Origin of the sequence: Geobacillus sp. Manikaran-105, from assembly GCF_002809955.1 — a bacterium.
GTDB lineage: Bacteria > Bacillota > Bacilli > Bacillales > Anoxybacillaceae > Geobacillus > Geobacillus thermophilus.
The window spans coordinates 22,546-46,148 of the sequence record NZ_PIJG01000018.1 but is presented as its reverse complement, the minus strand read 5'-3'; the positions used below and the strand labels follow the sequence as shown (position 1 = coordinate 46,148).

Below are 23,603 nucleotides of genomic sequence, written 5' to 3'. Positions count from 1 at the left end.
TTGGTATGGTGAGTGATGTGTTTGACACCCCTGCATCATACCAAGAGGGCTTTTTTTGATCAAGTCCCCGGAAAAGCTCCTAACGGGAATGCTCCTTTATTTTATGACAATTGGTCATCGTCCCCCCTTTTTCCTGCCAGCAGCGAAAAAAACAAACGCGTGGACGTACGTTGTCGATTGTTCACTGCCAATAAAAAAGGCTGCCCGCTTTTCGGACAGCCTGTCGCTTGATGTCGGCCATTATTTGTTGACGACATCTCTTCCTTTGTACGTACCGCATGCTTTGCAGACGCGGTGCGCCAATTTCCATTCGCCGCAGTTCGGGCATTGCACCATGCCCGGCACTTGCAGTTTAAAGTGTGTACGGCGCAGTCGTTTTCTCGTTTTCGATGTTCTTCTAAAAGGTACTGCCATCGTTTTCCACCTCCTTGTCCGGCACATTCAGCGTATCGCTGCCGACGGGCAGCCGCTTGTTCAAGGCAGTCCGCCGGCAGGCAAGGCAGCTGCCGGACGGTGCGCGTTCTGGTCGGCGCCATCGGCCGGCAACGCCGGTCAGCCATCAGTTTCTTTCGTTCCATCAAAAAACTTAGCCAATCCTGCCAGACGAGGGTCGACCTTGTTCGCCGCCCGCTCTTCCAGCGTTTTTTCCCATTGTTCTTCCGTGAGAACGTCCCATCCTTCCCCGTGTTGCGGCGCCCCGTCAGCCCCCGGGTTGTCGGCGATGAGCTGCAACGGGATTTCAAGCAGGATGAGCTCGCGAATAATTGGGTTTAAATCAACCGTGTTTCCAGTTACGATATGGGTGTCTTCATCCGTTTCAGCGACGTCGCCGCCATCAACAAAAAACGTTTCCGTCGTCTTGATGGAAAACGGGTGTGTCACGTCCACGAGCGTCCGCGAACACGGCAATACCATCGTTCCTGACAGCGTCAAATGAAATGTAAACTTTGTCGAACCGACGTCCGCTTTCCCTTGAACGCGGACAAGCGAAATATCGCGGATCAACGTGTCGATTTGTTTCAAATCAGACACGTCAACCGTCTCGTCAATCGCCATTTCCTTGTGCTGAAAACGGCGAAGCTGTTGAACCGTCCATTTCATACAATCACCTCAAGGCAACGAGTAAAATTATACGTTCCGTTTCTATTTTTGTCAATGTTTTTTCTTTACAACCATCCGGACGCCTGAAAAAAGAAGAGGCAACAGGAAAGGCATACTTCCATTATTTCTAAATCCTGTTACTTGCATGCACATATGCCTCCGGCGGCTCGACGCGTTCCGCCAAAACCGGACGACAACATCACGACGCCCTTCCTAGGTTGATCTTTGCCGCCGCATGTTCCATACTAGATGAGAGACAGGAGGTGCGCTTATGACGAGCCATCGTTTCAGCGCCGAGCGACGTCCGTTCCATGGGGGGAAGCGGCCATGAAAGCTGTTGGCGTGATCGTCGAGTACAATCCATTTCATAACGGCCATCGATATCACTTGCAAGAGACGCGTGAAAAGACAGGAGCGGACTGCCTCGTCGCCGTCATGAGCGGAAATTTTCTGCAACGCGGCGAGCCGGCCATTGTTTCAAAATGGGCGCGGGCCAAAATGGCGCTGGCAGCCGGCGTCGATCTCGTCATTGAACTGCCATATGCCTTCGCCGTTCAGGCGGCGGAGCGATTTGCCGATGGAGCGGTGCGGCTGCTCGATGCCCTCGGCTGCGAAGAGCTTTGCTTTGGGAGCGAATCCGGCGACATTGCTGCTTTTTTAGCCGCCGCGAAGACGTTGTTTGCGCAAAAAGAGGAGTTTGACGCCCTCGTCCGCGCCGAACTTCAGCGTGGGCAAAGCTTTCCGAAAGCGAATGCCAAGGCGTGGGATCAGCTCCGCTCCGTCCCGCTTGATTTGGCGCAGCCAAACAACGTGCTCGGATTAGCCTACGTGAAAGCCATTTGGCGGCACAAGCTCTCCATCATGCCGCGCACGATTCCCCGCCTCGCCGCTGGCTATCATGACGAGTCGTTTTCCCATCCATCGATCGCCAGCGCCACAAGCGTGCGAAAGACGCTGCGACAAACTGGGCAGCTTGCGTCGATTGCGCCATACGTCCCTCCAACGACGCTCGAGCAGCTGCGCCAATATCGGCAAACGTATGGGCGCTGGCATGATTGGGAAGCGTATTTTCCGCTCTTGAAGTATCGGCTGCTGACGGCAACCAAGGAGGAACTGCGCCGCACGGCCGGAATCGAGGAAGGCGTGGAGCACCGGTTAAAGGAAAAAATTACCGTTGCCGAAACGTTCGCTTCTTTCATCGCCGCCGTCAAAACGAAACGGTACACGTGGACAAGGCTGCAGCGAATGTGCGCGCACGTGCTGACCAACTTCACAAAGGAAGAACAAACGAAGACATCCGATCCCACATACATCAGGCTGCTCGGCATGAGCGAAACCGGCCGCCGCTACTTGCAGCGGGTGAAAAAAGAGCTGGCGCTGCCGCTGATTACGAAAGCGGCTAAATTGAACGGCGATCCGCTTTACGAGCAAGAAAAAAGGGCGGCCGCCGTCTATGCAGCCGCCCTTCCTGAGCCGCTGTACAGCGCCGCGCTCAAAGAAGAATACGCAACGACCCCCATTTACGCTTCCGGCATGGAGCGCAAATAACGGATCGCATCTTCAAACGTATCGACCGGGACGATTTTCATGTTCGTCCCGATTTTTTTCGCGGTCTGCACCGCCTCCCGGTAGTTCGATGACGGGGAGCCATGTTCATTCGGAGCGAAAAACACTTCCGCGCCCGCGCGGTCAGCGGCCACGACTTTTTGTGAAACACCGCCGATCGGGCCGACTTGCCCATGAATGTCGATCGTTCCGGTGCCGGCAATGTTATGGCCTTTCGTCATATCTTCTTCAACGAGCTGATTGTAAATTTCAAGCGAAAACATCAGCCCCGCCGACGGACCGCCGATCTGTTCCGAGTCAACGTCAACCGGCGGGTCGGTGCGGACGTCATAATCGGTCATGAGCGTCACCCCAAGGCCGATTTGGTTTGGATGGTGCGGGAACGGCTTCAGCCGGAGCTCGACCTCCCGCCGCTCCCCCTCGCGGACAAACGCGATGCGGACGCGGTCTCCCTCTTTTTTCTTCCGAATGTAGTCGATGATTTGCTCCGACGTTGTCAACGGCCGGCCGTCGACCGCGGCGAGGCGGTCGCCGGCCTGCAAGCGTCCCTCCGCCGGCATGTCAGGGAGAACGTTCATCACATACACACCTTTCGGCTCATATGAAACCGGCTTTCCAGCGTGCCGGTAAGCGACGACAATCGCCGCTTCCTTTGACTGTTCCATCAGTTCTAGCTGACGCATCGTATATTCTTTGTCGCTTTCCCCTTCCTGTTTAATCTCTTCAACCGGATGCAGCTCATAAAACGGGCGGATATGGGCGAGCAAGTACGCGATGACGTTCGCCCGCCCCATGCGGACCGTCGTCAACATGAACGCCCCCGCATCGCGGTCGCCGTGCTCGACATGAACAAGCGGCGTTAACTTTTGCGCGCTTCCCGGCATCGTCACGTAATACGGCAATTTCATAAAAATAAGCAAAACGGCAAGGACGGCGCCAAAGAAAAACGCCGCTATATACGTCCGTTTCTTCATTGGTGCTTTGGCTCCTTCCACTGTTCAATCGCTTGGCGGATCGCCCCGGCTTGTTTCCGCGCTTCCTCTTCGCCGCGGGCAATAATGTCTTCGATATGGGTGAACGCCCGCGAGCTGTATTGCTCTACGCGCGGCCGGATCATCACGTCCGAGGCGAGTTCCCGATGGGCGACGAGCTCGGCTTGCAAAATATCAAGGCTCTGCCAAATGACATCCACAATCGAGGCAATTTCCGCCTCTTTGTTCAACGGGGCGACATCGACCGCGATGACAAGATCAGCCCCCATCGCCCGAACGACCGATACCGGCACGCGGTCCACGACACCGCCATCAACAAGCAGCCGCCCGTCCACCGCCGCGGGCACAAAAATGCCGGGGATCGAGATGCTCGCCCGCACAGCCTGGGCCGCATCCCCTTGCCGAAACACGACTTTTTCCCCCGTCTGCAAATCAGCGGCGATGACCGCCACCGGCGGAGAAAGCTCTTCAATCCGCCTCCCTTTCGTCAACAAACGAATGAATTCGGTGATGCGCTCACCGGCGATCAGCCCCATTTTCGGCACCGTCCAATCGAGAAAATCGTTGCGCCGGAACGACTTGGCGAGCCGATAAAGGCGGCTGAGGCCGTGGCCGCTCGCATAAAGGACAGCCACAAGCGCGCCGATGCTGCTGCCGGCCAAATAAGAAATAGGGATTCCTTCCTCCTCCAGCACTTTCAATACGCCGAGGTGAGCAAATCCGCGCGCGCCCCCTGACCCGAGCGCCAATCCGATCTTCGGCGGCACGATTCTCCCCCCTTTGCTGCGGCGCTCCCTCGCTTTCATCTTATGGTCTAAACCGCCCCCCTATGCTCGTATATTAGGTTATATGAGGTTGTACCGCGCAAGGCCGCACGGCAAAAAAAAGGGGGGGAGAACATTGAAGCGAAACTGGGGAGCGAAACTGAAAACGGCGCTGCTCGCTTCCGCTGTGACGTTATTCGCCTTTTCGCTCATTTGTTATCCAAAACAGTCGCTCCAAGCATCCATTCGCGGGTTAAATATGTGGTGGGAAGTCGTGTTCCCGTCGCTCCTGCCGTTTTTCATTGTCTCGGAGCTGCTCATCAGCTTTGGCGTCGTTAGCTTTCTCGGCGTCTTGCTGGAGCCGCTGATGCGCCCGCTTTTTCGCGTCCCAGGCGTCGGCGGGTTTGCCTGGGCGATGGGGATGGCATCCGGCTACCCGTCGGGGGCGAAGCTGACCGCCCGCCTGTATCAAGAAAAACAACTGTCGACCATCGAGGCCGAGCGGCTCTCTTCGTTCACCAATTCTTCCAACCCGCTATTTATATTTGGGGCTGTTTCAGCTGGGTTTTTTAACAATCCGCAGCTTGGTTTGTTGCTGGCCGCCTCCCATTATTTAGGGAACATTGCCGTCGGACTAGTGATGCGCTTTCACGGCATCCGGAAAGAACGGGGGCAGCCGAAGCGGCGGCCGCGCTCATTTTCGCTCCCGTATGCGCTGCGCACGCTCCACAAAACGCGGCTGAAGAATGAACAGCCGCTTGGCAAGCTGCTCGGCGATGCCGTCCGCTCTTCCGTTCAAACGTTGTTGATGATCGGCGGCTTTATTATTCTCTTTTCCGTCGTCAACCAATTGTTGTATATGATGCACTTGACCGAACAGCTCGCCCCCTTGCTGCGCCAGCTGCTCCGGCTCGTCCAGCTTCCGGAGCAGCTTGATATTCCGATTTTTTCCGGGTTGTTTGAAATTACGCTCGGCAGCCAAATGATCAGCCAGACAGATGAAGCCGAGCTGCTGGAAAAGGCGGTGGCCGTCAGCTTCGTCTTGGCTTTCGGTGGCTTTTCCGTTCAAGCGCAAGTGGCCAGCATTCTCGCTGAGGCCAACATCCGCTTTCAACCGTTTTTCATCGCCCGTTTTCTGCATGGAGTTTTTGCGGCTTCATTTACATATTTGCTTTGGGAGCCGTTGTACCTTCGGGCGGCAGGCAACGAAACCGGCAACATTCCGGTGTTTTGGCACGCCGCCGCAGAGAGCGTCTGGCACGAAAGATGGCAATGGCTGCAGCACTATGGGCCGCTGGCCACGATGCTGTTTCTGTGCCTTTATATATGGCTCGCCGCCAACGCAAGCAACAAAACGCGCGGACGCTTGTGACTGCCCGCGCTGCCGGCCCCGCGGCGCCATCCGGCCGCCGGGGCGGCTCTCGATGCTTTTGCATCCCGCTTCTCCGCCGGCAAAATAAGGGATCGGCGGATCGGTTCCGCCCTTGGACAGAACAGCCTTTTCCTAGCCGTCAATCGGCGGCCATCGAGGCGAATTTCCGCTTCAGGGCCGCCTCGACAACCGGCGGCACAAGTTCGGAGATGTCGCCGTTATATTTAGCGACCTCCTTGACGATGCTTGAACTCAAAAACGCATACTGGCTGTTCGTCATCATAAAAAACGTTTCAATGTTCTCGTCCAAGACGCGGTTCATCGATGTAATTTGCATTTCATACTCGAAGTCAGACACCGCGCGCAAACCGCGCAAAATGGCGTTGGCGTTTTTGCTGCGGGCATAGTCGACAAGCAGGCCGTGAAACGATTCGACATGCACGTTTTCTAGCGTCCGCGTCACCTCGCGCAGCAGCTCCATCCGCTCCTCAACCGTAAACAGCGGCTTTTTCGAGGAATTGTTTAACACCGCCACATAAACTTTGTCAAATACTTTTGCCCCCCGTTTGATAATATCCAAATGCCCGTATGTCACCGGATCAAAGCTCCCCGGGCAAACGGCAATGCTCGCCATCGCGTTCGTCCCCTTTCTGTTCGTCAGTCCGGCGGTAAATAGTGACGCCGGTGATGCCGTATGTTTCCCGCTTCCACTGCTTCAAGCGGCCGACTTCTTCCGGCAGCTCGGCCTCAGCCAAATGTTCGGCAACGACAACGCCATCGTCCTCCAACAAATCGTGGCTGGCGATAAACGATAACAGCGCCGGCCACTTTTTCTCCTTGTACGGAGGATCGAGAAAGATGACGGAAAAGCGCAGGCCTCGCTTCGCCACCGCCCTCAACGCCCGCTCGGCGTCGTTGCGGTAAATTTCCGCCCGGCGCTCAAGTCCACAGGCGGCAACGTTTTTTCGGACCGTCTGCACGGCCTTTCCGTCATGATCGACGAAAATGACGCGCTCAAGCCCGCGGCTGAGCGCTTCGATGCCCAAGCCGCCGCTGCCGGCGAACAAATCGAGGCCGATGCCGCCGGCGAAATACGGGCCGATCATATTAAAAACCGCTTCTTTCACCTTGTCGGTCGTCGGCCGCGTCGACAATCCTGGAACCGCTTGCAGATGCCGGCCTTTGCATGTTCCGGAAATGACTCTCATTGCGTTCACCTAATTCGTTGTTTTCATGGTCGTCTTATCATGTTTATTATAGTCAAACTTGAGAATTTTTCATAGCCGCGTGTATAGAAATCAGAAAACCGTCCATAATGAGTAATGGCAACACCGTAGATGGCGTTGTTGCCAATGACGGAGAAGACTTACGTTTCCCCATAAGTTCTTCCTCCGGTTTCTCCTCTCCCTTTTCTTTTTCTTTCCGTTCCCTGTTCCGCCCCGCGCGGAGGCAAGGAATTGGAAAGGGCCTTGCGGATCCGTTTGTCCGCAAGGTTTTTTTTTTGATTGCAATTTCTGCAATGGACCGGTAAAGTTATGAATGGACGATGATCGCAAGGAGGACCGTACATGATCCAGCGTTTTATCGAACTTGGCGAAGGCTATTCCGATATATATGAGCTGATGGAGCTGGCGCGCGCCAACCGCCACCGTTTATCCGGCTTTTTTGCTTTCCATACGGTGAAAAAAGGCCAGGCGGTCGTCTCCTTGGTTGTTGTGCTCCACCCAACCGACCCGGGCGACTTTCAACCGCTTTACATTTGCCGTGAAGGTGTTCCCGATCCCTCCGTCAAACCGAACAAACGGTACGATTTGTTTGCGGAAACCGCGAAAGAGCTTGGCTTTGGCGTCATCCATCTCGACGTCAAGCCGTCAACGATGTTCGCGGAACTCGACTTATATTATCAGCACTTAATCGGCATTATGCGAATGAACCGCTTCATCCCGCCGCTCCAATAGCCAAAAAAAGAGCAGGGCTAAGGCCCGCTCTTTTCTTTCATCCAAGCGAATACGGGGAGTCTTTCTCTTTCTCCCCTTTCGATTCAAACTCCAGCTTTAAAAACGGACGATACGACGGCTCAACGCGTTTGACGAACGGGAGCGCCGCCAGTTTTTTCATCACATGGTCGACTTGCTCCATGTCGCAGTACAGAACGGCATATTTCAGCCGCTTTGAAATATAGTGAATGTTGCCGAATTTGCGCAGCTGCTTCCCGTATTTCAATGAATGAAGCCAAACGATAATCCCTTGCCGTTTTGGAAACATAGTCCTTTCCCCTTTTTTCTATGCTCGGCAGCCGCAGCCTCCGCCGGATCTGCAGCCGCCGGAACAGCCGGCTGACAGGAAGTACGGGTTCCCGGTCGGCACTTTGACATGTTCCGAGACAGCCTTGCCGATCAACACGCTAATGTCATCAAGCAGCTGTTGCAGCGCTTTTTCCGACTCTTTAAAGGCGGCCACCGTCTCATGCAAATCAAGCTCCCGTTTCGCCTCACGCACTTCTTTCATCACGTTGCGGTAATCGGGATGGTATTTGCCGAAGCGCTGCACCTCCTCATACCGCTCTTTCAGCTTGACGAAACGGGCGATCAGCTGCTGAGCGCGGCGGTCTTGTTTGAGCCGCCGAAACGCGCGGCGGTATTCATCCGCCACCTCCGACTCGACAACCATTTTCGCCAACGATTCTGCTTTATCCAAAATCTCGATGCGCTCGAGAGTAGCGATCCTCACAAATATAGCACCTCCATCTTTCATCATACCATGAATAAAAGGAAAATGGAAAGGGAGGAGATCATGAAGGAAAAGAAGAGCGCAAAAAAAAAAGACTATCCGAAGGCAGAAAGAGACTCTGCCGGATAGCCTTGTCTCCTGTCGAGCTTTACGGGATCGTCACTTCAAATTCATGCATCATGCCGGTCATCTTTCCATCGTTATAGACGAGCTCAAGGCGGATCATATGCTTTCCGCTTGGCAGGCCGCGCACGATAAAGGCGGCCGTATACACTTCCGTCATTTTCTGTCCATTGAGATACACGTTGATATGGCCGCCCCCCTCTCCTTTGCGAAACGGAAATTGCGCGGCCAAACATTCCACGAGCACGTCATGCCCTTTCACTTCATATTTGACATGCCATGGGTGATTCGCTGTCGGCGCATGAACAGCGGCCGCTGCCGTCTCCGGCCGTCCGCCGGCATACGCCCATAACAGCACCACACACCCGAACCATACAAGCCATTTCGGCAAAGGCATCACTCCCTTTCAGAGCTAGTCTTTGCCGTTTGCCGCCAAATTAGTCGCGCAGCGCTTTAAACATTTGCCACATGAGAGAGGCCATCTGCAACGATTGGGAAATTTTTTCTACTTTATCGGGGATCGTCTGCCCGTAATGGCGCAAGGCGGCCAACTGGAGCGCCGACAGCTCGTGCGGACGGCGAGCGAGCAGCCGGTACCAGCGCGGCTGTTCACGCACAAACGCGCGCAACATCGGGTTTGCCTGCACATATTGCCATACATCTCTTCTCATTGCTACCACCCTTTAGTCTTGGCGAAACGAAAACGGATGCTCCTCTTTGTTGGGCCGTTGCGGACTGGCTCCTTGAAATTCAGACAGAATGCCCTGGATCGCAGCGAGGGCCTGTTGGACGCTTGCCAAGTGTTTTTGCACTTCTGCCGCGTCAAGCTGTCCAAGCATCGCCGCGAGCTTATCAAGCCATTTGCTTGCTCCCTTTTCCTCTCTTTTCTCCTTGCCGCCTGCGTCTCGGTACGGTTCCCATATGTCGTCATCCTCTCCGAACAAGTACCAGTCCTCATACACTTGCTTCCACGTCTTTTTGCCGCTGCGCACCTCTTGAATGAGTTTCGGGTGTTTTTTGACAAACTGTTTGAACTGTTCAACGGAAGGATGCAGAGGCTTGGCCATAACCGTTTTCATCCCTTTCATCCACTCATGCCTATCTGCCATATCATATCGCGCCCAGCAGGCAAAGGTGCGCCCAAATTTTCATAGCGGCGTCAGGAAATTTTGCGTATAATAATCGGCATAAACGCCGACGCCAAGGTGGGTAAATTCCGCATTCAGCATAATTTCCCGGTGCTTTTGGCTGTTCAGCCACCCAACCGTCGCCTCGACGCCATCTACTTGATGAGCGGCAATATTTTCCCCAGCGAGCTGAAATGAAACGCCCAAGGCGCCAAGCCGTTTGGATAAATCGCCGTATTGCGGCGATTCATGGGAGAAGAACTGGTGGTCATGCATATCCTGGCTATGCTTGGCGGCAGCCATGGCGGCTTTGCTGTCCCAGACAAGGGGGGGAAGCTCATGACGGCGGCGGATCAAGTTCGTCCAGTCAAAAATTTGCTTCGCATTGGCCGCATCGACCTGCCGCTGTTCTTTCTCTGACAACGGGGCAGCCGCGGGCAGGCGGCCGCGGTACACAAGCTCATACGGCCGCAGTTTCACAAACGTTTCTGCGTCCATGAGGCGAACAGCGGCCACACGGCCGGTAAACCGGTCGATGTACAGCTGGGCATACGCCTCTCCCACTTTAACGACCGGTCTTGAGGAATAATCTTGTTCCGACAGCTCAAACCGGTACGTCCCGCTGCTTAGTGTAATCTTAATGTTGGACAGGACGGGCATCGTTTGGAAAATCGTCTGCAGACGCTGGCCAATCGCAAACGGCTCGACGTTCACCTTTTCCCCGCCGACTAAAGCCGTGACGATTTTGCCGCCAAGCACCCCGATTTGGAAATACGATTCAGGGCGGCGGCTGTACACCCACCAATCGTAGCCATAAGCTGACGGATCAATTCGATCCGGCGCGCCGAACTGCTTTTTCGCCTCTTGCGCCGGCCGGCCGATCAACGCAGCGACGCCGGCGGTTGCTTTCGGTTCTTTCAGCGTGTATCCATTTGTTTTGGGCTGCTCCGGAGGGCTTTGCGGCGGCGGACTCGGCACAAAATAGTAAAACCCGATCAATAAGAACAAAAAAAGAAAAAACCATTTCACACGGCAACTCCCGCTTTCTGCAACAATCTCCTTATTGCCATTATAGCCGTTTTTCACAGGCAAAAAAAGGGGGCGTCCAAAAAGACCGCCCTTCCCTTCAAGAAACAATGTCTGTCCGTATTCAGTCAATGGACGCGATGTTGTTCAGAAATCTCGCTCAGCGCACGGCCGGCGCTCTCATCCGAATAACGGTTCGTCGCCAAGTCGCCGAGGGCAACGATGCCGACTAAACGGCCGCCTTCAACGACCGGGAGACGGCGAATTTGATGGCGCGCCATGATGTCCGCCGCTTTTTGCACGGAATCGTCCGGCGACACCGTCACCAGCTCGCGGCTCATCACTTCGGTCACCGCCGTTGAACCCGGATGTTTTTCCGCGATGCCGCGCACGACTAAATCGCGGTCCGTAATCATTCCGACGAGGCGGCCTTGATCGACGATCGGAATGGCGCCAACATTAAATTCACGCATTTTTACAGCCACTTCATACATGTTGTCAAGCGGGGTGCAATATTGCACATCCGTCGACATGATGTCCCGCACCGTTTGCATTGTCCGTCTCTCCTTTCTGCTTTTATTGTGCATCCGGCAGCGAGAAAAAATGCAAGCAAAACGGAAATAATGGCAAACAATTCGTTGAAATGCAAACCGTTTTCGTACTATTATAAATGAGGGGACGATTTCCTTTTTGGCACTTTACATACCTGCGTTGTTAGGAGGAAGAAACATGAAATTTGACAATAGCGGTCTTGAAAATCAAACGGTTGAACTGTCCCGCCTTGATGACATCATGGCGCGCCACGGTTTTGTACGCGCGGCGCAGTGGGATTACGAACGGGTCACATACGACCGGAAATACGTGATTAAAGAGGGAACATACTATTTGCGTGTTCAAGGGTACGCGATCGAAGGGGATGTCGACTCGCGCTATGCACTCATTAAACTGCTCACACCGATTTTAGGGAAACATTACTATCCGCATGGCGTTGAATATGGCGAAGATGAGCATTTTCCATCTTCCCTTGTCGGCCAATGCCAAAAAGTATTGGAGCAAGTCAAACGCGAAATTGAAAAGACGAAAGAGTAAAGAAAAAACGCATGAGAGCTCTTTTCTCATGCGTTTTTACGTCGCGACAAGCCGTTTGACCGTCACATCGACCGACTCGGCGCTGTATGGCGTCATCGCGGCGATCTCCTCGGCAATTTGCTGCTGCAGCTGCCGGCAAACCGCGAGCACCGACGCCCCATACCGGACGGATAGCTTCACGCTGATGCGGCAGCGGTCCTCTTGTGAAACAGCTACAAATATTTCGCAATCGTCCATTACAACGTCTTCCCATTCCCGCACACACATCATGACAATCGTCAACAGCGTCGCTTCTACGGCGCTCCGCTTCCGATGCCGGGACGTCTTCACCGCACTCCCCCCGCAGCGTATGAGCTATTTTTGTTATGTTATGCGATCCGGCCGGCCGATGCCACTTACCTCTAAAATCCGAGCACTGCTTTAATCAGCGAGGTCGTCTGCCCACCCGGGTACAGGACGTAAAGAAGCAAATACACGATGACCCCCGTCGAAGCGCTGCCGAACCAAATAATGCTCGTCACCGGCCCAAGCCGGCGATGGCGGGAGCGGCTGTCTTTCAGCCCCGTCCAGATCGTCACAAGGCCAAATACGGCGCCCACTGTCGCCAACATGATATGGAAAATAAGAAACACCGTATAATAGACTTTGACATTCTCCGGTCCGCCGAAGCTCGTATTGCCAATAAACAACGTCCGCGACATGTAAATGATGAAAAACAACAGCGCAAAGACGGCGGCGGCCAACATCACCTTTTTATGCGCTTCCGTCCGTTTGCGGCTGATCAAATACCAGCCGTAAGCAACAAGCAAAGCGCTGATCACGATGCAGCTTGTGCTGATCGTCGGTAAAATCGCCATAGCTTCTCTCCCTTTCCTTCGTCTCTTTATGGCGTATGGCGCCTTACAGTTTCGTCGGCCGCGGCGCCATATCCATGCTCGGTTCTTTTTCTCGTTCTTTCCGATACCACTCGCTAAAAATAAAGAACAACATCACTCCGTATACAATTTCTTGAATAATTTTCATCAATACTCCGCCGAGCTGCTGATCATGAAGCGGGGACATCGACAAAAACATTTGCGGTCCGGTCAAATCAAGCGACGCCAACACCCCCTGCGGCACGCAAAGCGCCAACCCGGTCATCCATGCTTCCGGATCCGTGTACGTCTCATAAAGCGGGGTGCCGGCGAAAATAATAAGTGCACAAGCCGGTGTAAGGAGCATGCCGTCGGCAAAAATATAGCCCATTTTTTTTAACCCGGATAATGTCGTCCATCCGGAAAGTTTATTCACAAGCGGCCACCACATGAGGAAGGCTGCAATAAAAATGACCGTTGTGACAAACGCATGCAAAAACATGTTCGTTTTCACGATGTCAAAAACCATTGGGACGTGGTACAAAGAAAATAACCCATTAAACAAAAGCAAAGACACAATCGGCTTTGTCAACAGCTGAAACGAACGGCGAACCGCTGCAATCCGGAACATCCGCTCATAAAACTGCTCCGGAATCCCTAAAATAAAACATTGCGGCACTGTTAAGTAAAGCAACGCCATTTGCACCATGTGAGCGGTGAACGTCAAATGGCCCATCAAATCAAGCGGAGAGCCTTTGCATACGTAAAGAAGCACTATTCCTGTCAAAAAGTACGCTTTTTGTTTCCTCGAAACGGGGGCATCAAGGCCAAACCGCTGCCGCCACGGTCCGGTAGCTCCAAGGTATAATAAAGCAACAGCCGCCAACGCCAACAGAAAAAACGGACTCCAAAGCGCAACGGGACCAAACATTTGCAGCGATTGAAACATACTGATTCCCTCCTGCCTTGTCCTTTCCCCATTATACTACATGCCGCCGCATGAGCGCTATTAAAAAAAGGGGAAACCGGTGCTGCAACACCGATCCCCCCTTTGCTTACCACCAAATGACCGTCGAAAACGCCCACACAAGCAGAAGCATGACAAGCACACCGCCGTACATAAACATCGATGGAAATTCATGCCCTTTATGACTCATATGCATGAAATAGTACAACTGAAACGCCACTTGCACGCCAGCTAAAAGCAAAATAAACGGAACGACAAACCAATGGGAAAACTCTTCGTAGCCGACCGCGGCGAAAGAGATGAGCGTCAACAAAATCATCAGCACGAAGGCGATGAGTTGATGGCGCATGTCTTCCGCATTTTTGCGGCGGCGGTATGCCAAATCGACGCGTTCATTTCCGGAGTTCGTTTGGTTCGCCATACGTTCACCCCACCATTCCCATTAAATATACGACGGTAAAAATGAACACCCAGACGACGTCGATAAAGTGCCAATAAAGGCTCGCGACGTAAAATTTTGGGGCGTTGTACAAGGTCAACCCGCGCTTGGCATTGCGAATCATCAATGTTAAAATCCAAAGCAACCCGAACGCAACGTGGGCGCCGTGCGTGCCGACGAGCGTGTAAAAGGCGGACGCGAAGGCGCTCGTCGTAAACTTATGGCCTTCATGAACATACTCATAAAACTCATAAATTTCCAAGGCCAAAAACCCAGCGCCAAGCAGTACCGTAATGCCAAACCAAAGCTGCATTTTTTGAAAATCAAAGTTTTTCATATGATAAATGGCATAAACGCTCGTTAAACTGCTCGTTAACAGAAGCATCGTCGCCATAAACACGATCGGCATTTGGAACAGCTCTTCCGCGGAAGGGCCGCCGTTCGTTTTGTCTTTGAGCGCCAAATAGGTGGCGAAGAGAGAGGCGAACAGCACCGTCTCTCCGCCTAAAAAGAGCCAGAAACCGAGAAACTTGTTTTTCCCCTCAAGGGTGGCACGTTCCGGCGCCGCCGGGAACGTCTCGGCCGTCAGTTTTTCCTCCACGTGCATCAGGCGTTCGCCCCCTTCTTCTCAAGTTCAAGCACTTCCTCTTTATGAATGTGGAAGCCGTGATCATCAATCACCGAGCGCAAGAACATCGCACCGAGCGTAATGAGCAAGCCGAGAACGCCGACCGGCAAGCCCCAAGCCGCCTCTTGATGATACGTAAAACCGAATGCCGCGACAAACAAGCCAAATGAAATGATAAACGGCAAGAATGATGAATTCGGCATATGAATATCGCCAAGCGGTTCAGCCGGCGTCAATTCTTTTTTGCCTTCCATTTTTTCGATCCAGAAAGCATCAAGCCCGCGGACGAGCGGCGTTTGAGCGAAGTTGTACACCGGCGGCGGCGAAGCGATGGCCCATTCGAGCGTGCGGCCGTCGCCCCATGCATCCCCCGCCGCTTTTTCGCCTTTTACCGTCGTAATCACAATGTTAATAAGTAAAATAACCGTCGCGGCTGCCATAAAGAACGCCCCGACCGTACTGATGAAGTTGCCGGTCTCCAATCCTTGCCCCGGCAAGAATGTGAACACACGGCGCGGCATTCCCATTAGACCAAGAAAATGTTGGATAAAGAACGTCAAATGGAAGCCGATAAAGAACAGCCAAAACGTCATTTTGCCAAGCGTCTCATTCAGCATGCGGCCAAACATTTTCGGCCACCAATAATGGGTTCCGGCCAGCAAGGAGAACACAACCCCGCCGACAATGACGTAATGGAAGTGAGCGACGACGAAATAGCTGTCATGGTATTGGTAGTCTGCCGCCGCCGCCGCCAACATGACTCCGGTCACCCCGCCCATGACGAACGACGGGATGAAGGCGACCGCATAGTACATCGGCGTCGTAAACTTGATGCTTCCACCCCACATCGTAAACAGCCAGTTGAAAATTTTCACCCCGGTCGGCACCGCAATCGTCATCGTTGCGACAGCAAAGATGGCGTTCGCAATCGGCCCCATCCCGACCGTAAACATATGGTGCGCCCACACCATGAAGCCTAAGAACGCGATGAGCACGGTCGCAAACACCATTGACGAATAGCCGAATAGGCGTTTGCGCGAGAACGTCGCGAAAATCTCAGAGAAAATGCCGAACGCCGGCAATACAAGAATGTATACTTCCGGATGGCCGAACACCCAGAACAAGTGCTCCCAAATGATCGTATTGCCACCGGCGGCTGGATTGAAAAAGTTGCCGCCAAACAACCGGTCCATCATCATGAAAATCAAAGCAACCGTCAGCGGCGGGAATGCAAACAAGATAAGCGCCGACGCTACAAACGTCGTCCATGTGAACATCGGCATGCGCATAAACGTCATGCCCGGGGCGCGCATATTAATGATCGTAACAAGAAAGTTAATTCCACCTATTAACGTGCCTATTCCAGAAATTTGCAATCCAAGCGTATAAAAGTCGATGCCATGATGCGCTTTTGAGTCAAGCGCCAACGACGCATACGACGTCCAACCGGCGTCCGGCGCGCCGCCTAAAAACCACGAACAGTTTAAAAACAGGCCGCCGAAGAAAAAGAGCCAAAATCCGAGCGCGTTCAAGAACGGGAACGCAACGTCGCGCGCGCCGATTTGCAACGGCACGACTGCGTTCATAAAGGCGAAAAGAAGCGGCATCGCAGCTAGGAAAATCATTGTTGTTCCGTGCATTGTCAGCACTTCGTTGTACAAACCACCGACCAGAAAATCGTTGTTCGGCTTCGCGAGCTGAATCCGGATGAACAGCGCCTCAAGACCGCCAAGCAGGAAGAAAAATCCTCCGGCGATTAGATACAGATGGGCGATTTTTTTATGATCGACTGTTGTCAAGTAATCCCATAAAACGGCGCCGACACCCTTTTTGCGAGTGATCGTACTCACAGTGAAACCTCCCTTTTATGCCTTATTCCACTTTTAAGCTCATTAAATATTTCGTCAATGCATCAAGCTGCTCTTCTGTCAGTTGGTCGTATGTACCTGTCATTTTGTTTCCAGGCTTTACACTTTCAGGGTCACGCAGCCATCTTTTTAAGTTTTCTTCATTGTGTTCTAAAATACCGGCAATCCGTTCACGATCGCCAAAGTTCGCCAAATTCGGCGCTGTGCGTGCCTGTTCCGGACGCTTGTCCACCGGCGACACGGCATGGCAGCCAATACAGCTTTTGTTGAAAATCGCCTCGCCTTGTTTGGCAACCGGATCCGTCACAACCGGTTTTTTCGCATTTTGCATTTTTTCGACCCATGCATCAAACTCCGCGCGCGGCAGCGGACGCACTTTGAAATCCATCAGCGCATGGGACGGACCGCAAAGCTCCGCACATTTGCCGTAAAAGATGCCGCCTGCTTTGTCTGTCGCTTCTTGGTCAAAGACGAGCCAAAACTGGTTTTTGTTGTCGGTGTTTGTGTCCATCTTGCCGCCGACTGGCGGAATCCAGAACGAGTGTTTCACGTCTGACGCAATCAAATTAAAATAGACTTTTTCATTCGTCGGCACGACTAAGTCTTGGCTCGTAATAATGCCGTAATCCGGGTATTCAAATTCCCACCAGTACAAGTTGGCGCGCACGTTGACCACAACCGTGTCTTTATCACGGTTCTTGTCATTCATCGGCTTGACATCCGCCAGCTTAAACGTCGCCGATACCGTCGGCACCGCCAAAATCAGCAAGAGGATGATTGGAATGACAGTCCAAATAATTTCTAGTTTATGGCTTCCTTCCACTTGCTTCGGAATTTTATTTTCTTCCCCTTTGCGCCGCCGGAAGCGGATGACAACATAGACGAAGATGATCGCTACAACGACAATGACGAGCACCATGATCGACGTGCTCAACAACATGAGCGAATACTGCATGTCCGCTACTTCACCGGCAGGCTGAAGCGTCGATAAAAACGGCTTGCCGCAGCCGGCGAGCAACAGCGCCATCATCCCGAACAAGGAAAATAAGCGCCAGTTACGCAGCCCTTTGTTCATAGCCTAATCAAACCCCTCTTTCTTTGATGGATAAATGTATATAAATTCTTTCGCGGAGAAAGAATTTTAACCTGTTCACCAAAGCGTGGCGATGACCATCGCCACGAACAGAATCGTCAAATAATTGAGCGAGTAGACGAACATCCACTTCGCCCACTTTAAGTCATCTTTCATTTTCAAGCCCCACAGCCCCAAAAACAGCCAGCCGATGTTCAGCAGCGTCGCGACCGTTAAAAACGGCGCGCCGAGCGAGAACAAATAAAACGGCAGCGGCAACAAACATGCCACCCAGACGATGATTTGCCGCTTTGTCATGGCGAAGCCGTGAACGACCGGCAGCATCGGAATGCCGGCAGCCCGGTATTCTTCACACCGCTTCATCGCCAGAGCCAAAAAGTGAGGCGGCTGCCATAAAAACATGATCAAAAAGAGAACAAGCGGGACGACATGGAAACTTGGGTCAACCGCGGTCCAGCCGATCACCGGGGGAACAGCACCGGAAATGCTGCCGACGACAGTGTTGAGCGTATAATGGCGCTTCGTCCAAAGCGTATAGAAAAAGACGTACGTCACCATGCCAATGAGCCCGACAACCGCCGCCGTAACCGTTGTCATGAGCAAGCTCACCGTGCCGACGGCGACCAGGGCAACTCCGAGCCAAAGCACGCGCCGCGGCTCCATCGTTCCAGTTACCGTCGGCCGCACTTTCGTCCGCTCCATATATTGATCGATGTCGCGGTCAATGTAGTTGTTAATGGCGCATGAACCTGCGATGACGAACGCGGCGCCAAACAGCGTAAAAAACACAAGATGCAAATTCTCCAAAAAGTGCTCTCCAGTAAAATAAAACGCCAGCCACATTCCGGCAAACGTCGTGATCAAGTTCGAATTAACAATCCCGATTTTGACAACTGCCGACAATTCTCTCCAAATCGTCTTTGCGCTTGCCTGCGAACGATGGCGAGCATCGGCCGCGGCCCCATGCACCGCTTTCAAATCGGCCATTTCTCCTGTTCCTCCTCATTGCGCCGCCCAGCAGGCGCCGTGATCTTAGCTCTGATGCCCGAAAATGCAAAAACAAAAAAGCAAAAAAGAACAAAAGCAACCCCAGCTCTCTATTATATTAAATCACATTTTTTCTTATCATGTGAACTTTTTTTGAATAATTTGTGTCAAATTTTTGAATCCGTTAGGCGAAACCGGCCCGTTTGCCTATCCCATTAATATTTCTAGCAAACTTAATCGACTTATTCAATATGCAAACGTCATTTTGTGTTTCCGGTGGTCATCGTGTAAAATAGATTTGGTTTGGAACATCGTTGGCCGTCATCAACTGCACCACTTTTTACTAATATGGACAAAATCATAATTCCTCAATACAAGAAGGTGAAGATTTTGCAACGTTCATTAAAATGGTTTGCTTCGGCAACAACGCTGGTGATGCTGTTTGTGCTGATCGGCGGGGCGCTCGTGACAAAAACGGGCTCCGGCATGGGATGCGGCCGGTCATGGCCGCTGTGCAACGGCCAGTGGGTGCCGGATGACATTACGCCTGAACTGGTCATTGAGCTGAGCCATCGCCTTGTCTCCGGGCTTGCCGGCATCATGGTGCTCATTCTTTCCGTTTGGGCATGGCGGGTCATCGGCCATATGCGGGAGACAAAGTTTTTGGCAGTCGTCTCATTCGTTTTTCTCGTCCTGCAAGGATTAATCGGCGCCGCCGCGGTCGTCTGGGGGCAGTCCGATTTTGTGTTGGCCCTGCATTTCGGCATTTCGCTCATCTCATTTGCCACTGTGCTGCTGTTGACGCTGCTCATTTTTGAAGCGGACAAAACGTTTTCCGCCGTCTCGCTTACGCTTGACAGGCCGATGCGCGTTCATATTTACGGGATCATTATTTACTCATACATTGTCGTCTATACCGGGGCGCTCGTCCGCCATACGAACGCCAGCCTTGCCTGTCCGAGCTGGCCGCTATGCGCCAAGTCGCGCCCCCTCCCGATGCAGTTTCACGAGTGGGTGCAAATGGGCCATCGGCTGGCGGCGGGGCTGATCGTCATCTGGATCGCCATCGCGGCGCTGCACGCCATCCGTCATTACCGAAGCCAACCGGTTATCTACTATGGATGGATCATTGCTCTTTTTCTCGTCCTTGCCCAGATGACAACTGGGGCGCTCGTTGTGTTCACTCAGTTGAACTTATACGTGGCTCTGGCACACGCCTTTTTTATCTCCTGCCTGTTCGGCGTGCTCAGCTATTTGCTGCTCTTGGCGCTCCGCACCCGCCGCAAGCCGGAGAAGGCCGCTGGCCATCCGGTCAGGGAAACGGCGCCGGCGACGTTAAAATAACGGTCAGACTCCTCAAAAAAGGATGCCCGCAAACGTTGGGCATCCCTTGTTTTTGGCAAACCGGTTTGTGGCGGTCGCGATGATTTTATTTGGACAGCTCAATCAACAAGTCTCCCGCTTGGATCGCATCGCCACTTTTGACGTAAATGTCTTTGACGACGCCGGCAAACGGGGCTTGCACCGTCGTTTCCATTTTCATCGCTTCCGTGACCATTAAATGGTCGCCTTTATCGACTTTTTCCCCTTTTTCGACGAGCACTTTTACGACCGTCCCCGGCATTGTCGCCGCAATGTGGTTTGGGTTCGTCCGGTCCGCCTTAATACGCTCGACGACCGCAGCTTTAATGCTTTCGTCACGGATGACGACTTCACGCGGCTGGCCGTTCAGCTCGAAGTAGACGACGCGCGTGCCATCGGCCTGCGGCTGGCCGATCGACACGAGCTTGACGATGAGCGTTTTGCCGCGTTCAATCTCCACTTCAATTTCCTCGCCGAGGCGCATGCCGTACAAGAACGTCGGTGTATCGAGCACGGAAATATCGCCGTATTTTTCGACCGTTTCGGCATATTCCAAAAACACTTTCGGATAAAGCGCATAGGCAATGGCGTCAAAGTCGGTCACTTCGCGGCTGAGCTTGTCGTACAACTCCCGCTTGATTTGCTCGAAATCCACCGGCTCAAGCAGCTCGCCCGGACGGACGGTGATCGGCTCGCGCCCTTTCAAAATAATGCGCTGCAATTCTTTCGGGAACCCGCCGTGCGGCTGGCCTAAATAGCCCTCAAACAGCTCGACGACCGAATCCGGGAAGTTCAGCGTTTCTCCGCGCTCGAAAATATCTTGCTCCGTCAAGTTGTTTTGCACCATATACAGCGCCATATCGCCGACGACTTTCGATGACGGCGTCACTTTAACGATATCGCCGAACAAGTCGTTGACGCGGCGGTACATTTCTTTCACTTCATCCCACCGGTCGCCGAGGCCGACCGCCTTCGCCTGCTGCTGCAAGTTGCTGTATTGGCCGCCTGGCATTTCATGCATGTACACTTCCGTATGCGGCGCGTTCATGCCGCTTTCAAACTCCTGATAAAATTTGCGCACGTCTTCCCAATAGCGGGCCAACTGCTCAAGGCCGTAAATATCAACCTGCGGCGCCCGCTCTGTTCCTTCCAACGCATAGTAGAGCGTATTGGCGCTCGGCTGCGACGTCAAGCCGGCCATCGAGCTGACGGCGACATCGACGATATCGACGCCGGCTTCGATCGCTTTGGCGTACGTGTAAATGCCGTTGCCGCTCGTATCGTGCGTATGCAAATGGATCGGAATGTCGACCGTTTCCTTAAGCGCGGAAATGAGCACGTACGCCGCCTGCGGCTTCAACAGGCCGGCCATATCTTTAATGCCTAAAATGTGCGCACCGGCTTGCTCGAGCTCTTTCGCCAAGGCTTTGTAATAATCCAAATTGTACTTCGGCCGGTTCGGGTCCAAAATATCGCCTGTATAGCAAATAGCCGCCTCGGCGATTTTGCCGCTTTGCCGGACGGCATCGATCGCCACCGTCATCCCTTTCACCCAGTTTAGGCTGTCGAAAATGCGGAACACATCAATGCCGGCTTGCGCCGATTTGTCAACGAACTCGCGGATGACGTTGTCGGGATAGTTTTTATACCCCACGGCGTTGGCCGAGCGAAGAAGCATCTGGAACAGCACGTTCGGGATGCGCTCGCGCAGCTTGAGCAGCCGGTCCCACGGATCTTCTTTCAAAAAGCGGTACGCCACATCAAACGTCGCCCCGCCCCACATCTCAAGCGAGAACAAATTCGGCAGCAAACGCGCCGTCGGTTCGGCGATGCGCAGCATGTCGATCGTGCGCACGCGCGTCGCCAACAGCGACTGATGGGCGTCGCGGAACGTCGTATCGGTCAAGAGCACGCGCGGCTGCTCTTGGATCCAGCGAACAAGCCCTTCAGGTCCGCGTTCATCCAAAATTTGCTTCGTTCCCGCTGGGATCGGTTCCGTTTGGCTCACCTTCGGCACGCGCGGCTTGTCAAACACCGGCTTTTTCTTTTTGCCGATTCCAGGGAAGCCGTTGACCGTCACGGTGCCGATGTACGTAAGCATTTTCGTCCCGCGGTCTTTCCGGCGCGGAAACACAAACAATTCCGGCGTTGTGTCAATGAACGATGTATCATATTCCCCTGACAAAAACTTCGGATGCTGCACGACATTTTCCAAAAACGGAATGTTCGTTTTAATGCCGCGAATGCGGAATTCGCGCAAGTTGCGCAACATTTTTCTTGCCGCCTGCTCAAACGTCAACGCCCATGTCGACACTTTCACGAGCAGCGAATCGTAATACGGCGTAATAACCGCTCCTTGGAAGCCATTGCCGGCGTCCAAGCGCACGCCAAAACCGCCGCCTGAGCGGTACGCCATAATTTTTCCCGTATCCGGCATAAAGTTGTTGAGCGGGTCCTCAGTCGTCACCCGCGACTGAATCGCATAGCCGTTAATGCGGATGTCTTCCTGCTTGGGAATGCCGACTTCCGGGCTGTGGAGCGAAAATCCGTCGGCGATTAAAATTTGCGACTGGACGATGTCAATCCCGGTGATCATTTCGGTGATCGTATGCTCGACTTGGATGCGCGGATTGACCTCAATGAAATAAAATTCATCGCCTGAGACAAGGAACTCAACCGTACCGGCGTTGACGTAGCCGACGCTTTTCATCAGTTTGACCGCCGCTTCACAAATGCGCTGGCGCAGCTCGTCCGACAGCGAGACGCTCGGCGCAACCTCAACGACTTTTTGGTGGCGGCGCTGCACCGAGCAGTCACGTTCGTAAAGATGGACAATGTTTCCTTCATGGTCGCCCAAAATTTGCACTTCAATATGCTTCGGCTTTTCAATCAGCTTTTCGACATAGACGTCATCGCTGCCAAACGCCGCTTTCGCTTCCGACTTAGCCCGCTCAAACGCTTCCTTCACTTCCGACTTTGAGCGGACGATGCGCATGCCGCGTCCGCCGCCGCCCAGCGCCGCCTTGATGATGATCGGATATCCGTGCGTTTCGGCAAAGCGGACGACATCCTCAAGGCCGCCGACCGGTCCGTCGCTGCCCGGGATGACCGGAATGCCCGCCTTCATGGCCGCATGGCGCGCTTTTACCTTGTCGCCAAACATGTCGAGGTGATCCTCGTTCGGGCCGATGAAAATAATCCCTTCCTCGCGGCACCGTTTCGCAAATTGGATATTTTCCGACAAAAACCCGTACCCCGGATGGATGGCATCAACATCGTGGGCTTTGGCGATTTCGATGATGCCCTCGATGTCCAAATACGCTTCAATCGGCTTTTTCCCTTCCCCGACTAAATACGCCTCATCCGCTTTGTAGCGGTGGTACGATCCGGCGTCTTCCTTCGAATAAATCGCCACGGTGCGGATATCAAGCTCCGTGCAGGCGCGGAAAACGCGAATGGCGATCTCTCCGCGGTTGGCTACCAGCACTTTGCGAATTCGTCTTGTCCTCATTCTG

At 53.4% G+C, this 23,603-nt stretch carries 27 protein-coding genes; 5 read left to right on the top strand and 22 right to left on the bottom strand.

Translation table 11 applies throughout. The features are described from left to right. Window positions 1–240: 240 nt before the first annotated feature. Window positions 241–414 (bottom strand): 50S ribosomal protein L32, encoded by a 174-nt coding sequence (gene rpmF / locus CV945_RS07365; protein ID WP_011230605.1) that lies wholly within the window; start codon window positions 412–414, stop codon window positions 241–243. Between the two features lie 138 nt (window positions 415–552). Beyond that, complete coding sequence (locus tag CV945_RS07360) at window positions 553–1,101, bottom strand: YceD family protein (RefSeq protein WP_033010255.1); 549 nt, start codon at window positions 1,099–1,101, stop codon at window positions 553–555. A gap of 327 nt (window positions 1,102–1,428) precedes the next feature. Here CV945_RS07360 and CV945_RS07355 point away from each other — a divergent pair, with 327 nt between their 5' ends. Beyond that, window positions 1,429–2,649, top strand: coding sequence for a nucleotidyltransferase (locus CV945_RS07355; protein ID WP_047818092.1), 1,221 nt, complete (start codon window positions 1,429–1,431; stop codon window positions 2,647–2,649). Here CV945_RS07355 and CV945_RS07350 read toward each other — a convergent pair. Next, window positions 2,622–3,641, bottom strand: coding sequence for a SepM family pheromone-processing serine protease (locus tag CV945_RS07350; protein WP_044742629.1), 1,020 nt, complete (start codon window positions 3,639–3,641; stop codon window positions 2,622–2,624). The genes CV945_RS07355 and CV945_RS07350 overlap by 28 nt on opposite strands. Beyond that, window positions 3,638–4,426, bottom strand: coding sequence for a patatin-like phospholipase family protein (locus tag CV945_RS07345; RefSeq protein ID WP_100659473.1), 789 nt, complete (start codon window positions 4,424–4,426; stop codon window positions 3,638–3,640). Before CV945_RS07345 ends, CV945_RS07350 begins: the two co-directional genes overlap by 4 nt. Window positions 4,427–4,559: 133 nt before the next feature. Between CV945_RS07345 and ylbJ the strand changes: the two genes are divergently transcribed. Continuing rightward, window positions 4,560–5,795 (top strand): sporulation integral membrane protein YlbJ, encoded by a 1,236-nt coding sequence (gene ylbJ / locus CV945_RS07340; RefSeq protein WP_033010260.1) that lies wholly within the window; start codon window positions 4,560–4,562, stop codon window positions 5,793–5,795. A 139-nt stretch (window positions 5,796–5,934) separates the two neighbouring features. Here the strand turns inward: ylbJ and coaD are convergent, their stop codons facing one another. Together coaD and rsmD are read right to left on the bottom strand one after the other, a co-directional pair. Beyond that, window positions 5,935–6,429, bottom strand: a complete 495-nt coding sequence (gene coaD, locus CV945_RS07335) for a pantetheine-phosphate adenylyltransferase (RefSeq protein WP_033010262.1) — start codon at window positions 6,427–6,429, stop codon at window positions 5,935–5,937. Beyond that, on the bottom strand, window positions 6,395–7,003 hold the full coding sequence (gene rsmD, locus CV945_RS07330) for a 16S rRNA (guanine(966)-N(2))-methyltransferase RsmD (protein ID WP_044742664.1): 609 nt from the start codon (window positions 7,001–7,003) through the stop codon (window positions 6,395–6,397). The genes coaD and rsmD overlap by 35 nt, the downstream gene beginning before the upstream one ends. 360 nt (window positions 7,004–7,363) lie before the next feature. Here rsmD and CV945_RS07320 point away from each other — a divergent pair, with 360 nt between their 5' ends. Continuing rightward, on the top strand, window positions 7,364–7,753 hold the full coding sequence (locus tag CV945_RS07320; RefSeq protein ID WP_033010264.1) for a DUF7147 family protein: 390 nt from the start codon (window positions 7,364–7,366) through the stop codon (window positions 7,751–7,753). Window positions 7,754–7,790: 37 nt separating this feature from the next. On the opposite strand, the gene CV945_RS07315 is transcribed toward CV945_RS07320, so the two are convergent. The 7 genes from CV945_RS07315 to CV945_RS07285 form a co-directional block, all read right to left on the bottom strand. Further along, the gene (locus tag CV945_RS07315) at window positions 7,791–8,060 is read right to left on the bottom strand and encodes a YlbG family protein (protein ID WP_044742663.1); all 270 of its coding nucleotides are present in this window, start codon (window positions 8,058–8,060) and stop codon (window positions 7,791–7,793) included. An 18-nt stretch (window positions 8,061–8,078) separates the two neighbouring features. Continuing rightward, a complete protein-coding gene (locus CV945_RS07310) occupies window positions 8,079–8,525 on the bottom strand; it encodes a YlbF/YmcA family competence regulator (RefSeq protein WP_033010267.1) in 447 nt (148 codons plus the stop codon). 148 nt (window positions 8,526–8,673) lie between these two features. Further along, window positions 8,674–9,045 (bottom strand): hypothetical protein, encoded by a 372-nt coding sequence (locus tag CV945_RS07305; protein WP_033010268.1) that lies wholly within the window; start codon window positions 9,043–9,045, stop codon window positions 8,674–8,676. 40 nt (window positions 9,046–9,085) lie between these two features. Next, window positions 9,086–9,319 carry a YlbE-like family protein gene (locus tag CV945_RS07300; RefSeq protein WP_033010269.1) on the bottom strand — a complete coding sequence of 78 codons (234 nt, stop codon included), beginning with the start codon at window positions 9,317–9,319 and terminating at the stop codon, window positions 9,086–9,088. A 12-nt stretch (window positions 9,320–9,331) separates the two neighbouring features. Further along, complete coding sequence (locus CV945_RS07295; protein WP_033010270.1) at window positions 9,332–9,715, bottom strand: YlbD family protein; 384 nt, start codon at window positions 9,713–9,715, stop codon at window positions 9,332–9,334. A gap of 81 nt (window positions 9,716–9,796) precedes the next feature. Next, window positions 9,797–10,804: a CAP domain-containing protein gene (locus CV945_RS07290; RefSeq protein ID WP_033010282.1), complete on the bottom strand. Its 1,008-nt coding sequence runs from the start codon at window positions 10,802–10,804 to the stop codon at window positions 9,797–9,799. A 125-nt stretch (window positions 10,805–10,929) separates the two neighbouring features. Continuing rightward, window positions 10,930–11,355 carry a CBS domain-containing protein gene (locus tag CV945_RS07285; protein ID WP_033010272.1) on the bottom strand — a complete coding sequence of 142 codons (426 nt, stop codon included), beginning with the start codon at window positions 11,353–11,355 and terminating at the stop codon, window positions 10,930–10,932. A gap of 175 nt (window positions 11,356–11,530) precedes the next feature. Here CV945_RS07285 and CV945_RS07280 point away from each other — a divergent pair, with 175 nt between their 5' ends. Beyond that, window positions 11,531–11,890, top strand: a complete 360-nt coding sequence (locus CV945_RS07280) for a YugN family protein (protein ID WP_033010273.1) — start codon at window positions 11,531–11,533, stop codon at window positions 11,888–11,890. A 36-nt stretch (window positions 11,891–11,926) separates the two neighbouring features. Here CV945_RS07280 and CV945_RS07275 read toward each other — a convergent pair whose 3' ends face one another. The 8 genes from CV945_RS07275 to cyoE form a co-directional block, all read right to left on the bottom strand. Further along, complete coding sequence (locus tag CV945_RS07275) at window positions 11,927–12,220, bottom strand: Asp23/Gls24 family envelope stress response protein (protein ID WP_033010274.1); 294 nt, start codon at window positions 12,218–12,220, stop codon at window positions 11,927–11,929. A 71-nt stretch (window positions 12,221–12,291) separates the two neighbouring features. Beyond that, the gene (locus CV945_RS07270; protein ID WP_033010275.1) at window positions 12,292–12,747 is read right to left on the bottom strand and encodes a DUF420 domain-containing protein; all 456 of its coding nucleotides are present in this window, start codon (window positions 12,745–12,747) and stop codon (window positions 12,292–12,294) included. 43 nt (window positions 12,748–12,790) lie between these two features. Further along, window positions 12,791–13,693, bottom strand: coding sequence for a cytochrome c oxidase assembly factor CtaG (gene ctaG / locus CV945_RS07265; RefSeq protein ID WP_044742660.1), 903 nt, complete (start codon window positions 13,691–13,693; stop codon window positions 12,791–12,793). Window positions 13,694–13,799: 106 nt separating this feature from the next. Further along, the gene (ctaF, locus tag CV945_RS07260) at window positions 13,800–14,132 is read right to left on the bottom strand and encodes a cytochrome c oxidase subunit IVB (protein ID WP_100659472.1); all 333 of its coding nucleotides are present in this window, start codon (window positions 14,130–14,132) and stop codon (window positions 13,800–13,802) included. 4 nt (window positions 14,133–14,136) lie between these two features. Further along, window positions 14,137–14,757 (bottom strand): cytochrome c oxidase subunit III, encoded by a 621-nt coding sequence (ctaE, locus tag CV945_RS07255; RefSeq protein ID WP_100659471.1) that lies wholly within the window; start codon window positions 14,755–14,757, stop codon window positions 14,137–14,139. Continuing rightward, entirely contained in the window at window positions 14,757–16,628 is a 1,872-nt protein-coding gene (ctaD, locus tag CV945_RS07250) for a cytochrome c oxidase subunit I (protein WP_100659470.1), read from the bottom strand. The genes ctaE and ctaD overlap by 1 nt, the downstream gene beginning before the upstream one ends. Window positions 16,629–16,650: 22 nt before the next feature. Then, window positions 16,651–17,721, bottom strand: coding sequence for a cytochrome c oxidase subunit II (coxB, locus tag CV945_RS07245; RefSeq protein ID WP_100659469.1), 1,071 nt, complete (start codon window positions 17,719–17,721; stop codon window positions 16,651–16,653). A gap of 75 nt (window positions 17,722–17,796) precedes the next feature. Beyond that, window positions 17,797–18,726 (bottom strand): heme o synthase, encoded by a 930-nt coding sequence (cyoE, locus tag CV945_RS07240; protein WP_100659468.1) that lies wholly within the window; start codon window positions 18,724–18,726, stop codon window positions 17,797–17,799. A 390-nt stretch (window positions 18,727–19,116) separates the two neighbouring features. On the opposite strand from cyoE, the gene CV945_RS07235 reads away from it, so the two are divergent. Next, window positions 19,117–20,070 (top strand): COX15/CtaA family protein, encoded by a 954-nt coding sequence (locus CV945_RS07235; protein WP_145994815.1) that lies wholly within the window; start codon window positions 19,117–19,119, stop codon window positions 20,068–20,070. 85 nt (window positions 20,071–20,155) lie between these two features. Here the strand turns inward: CV945_RS07235 and pyc are convergent, their stop codons facing one another. Beyond that, complete coding sequence (gene pyc / locus CV945_RS07230) at window positions 20,156–23,599, bottom strand: pyruvate carboxylase (RefSeq protein ID WP_100659466.1); 3,444 nt, start codon at window positions 23,597–23,599, stop codon at window positions 20,156–20,158. Between the last annotated feature and the right edge of the window lie 4 nt (window positions 23,600–23,603).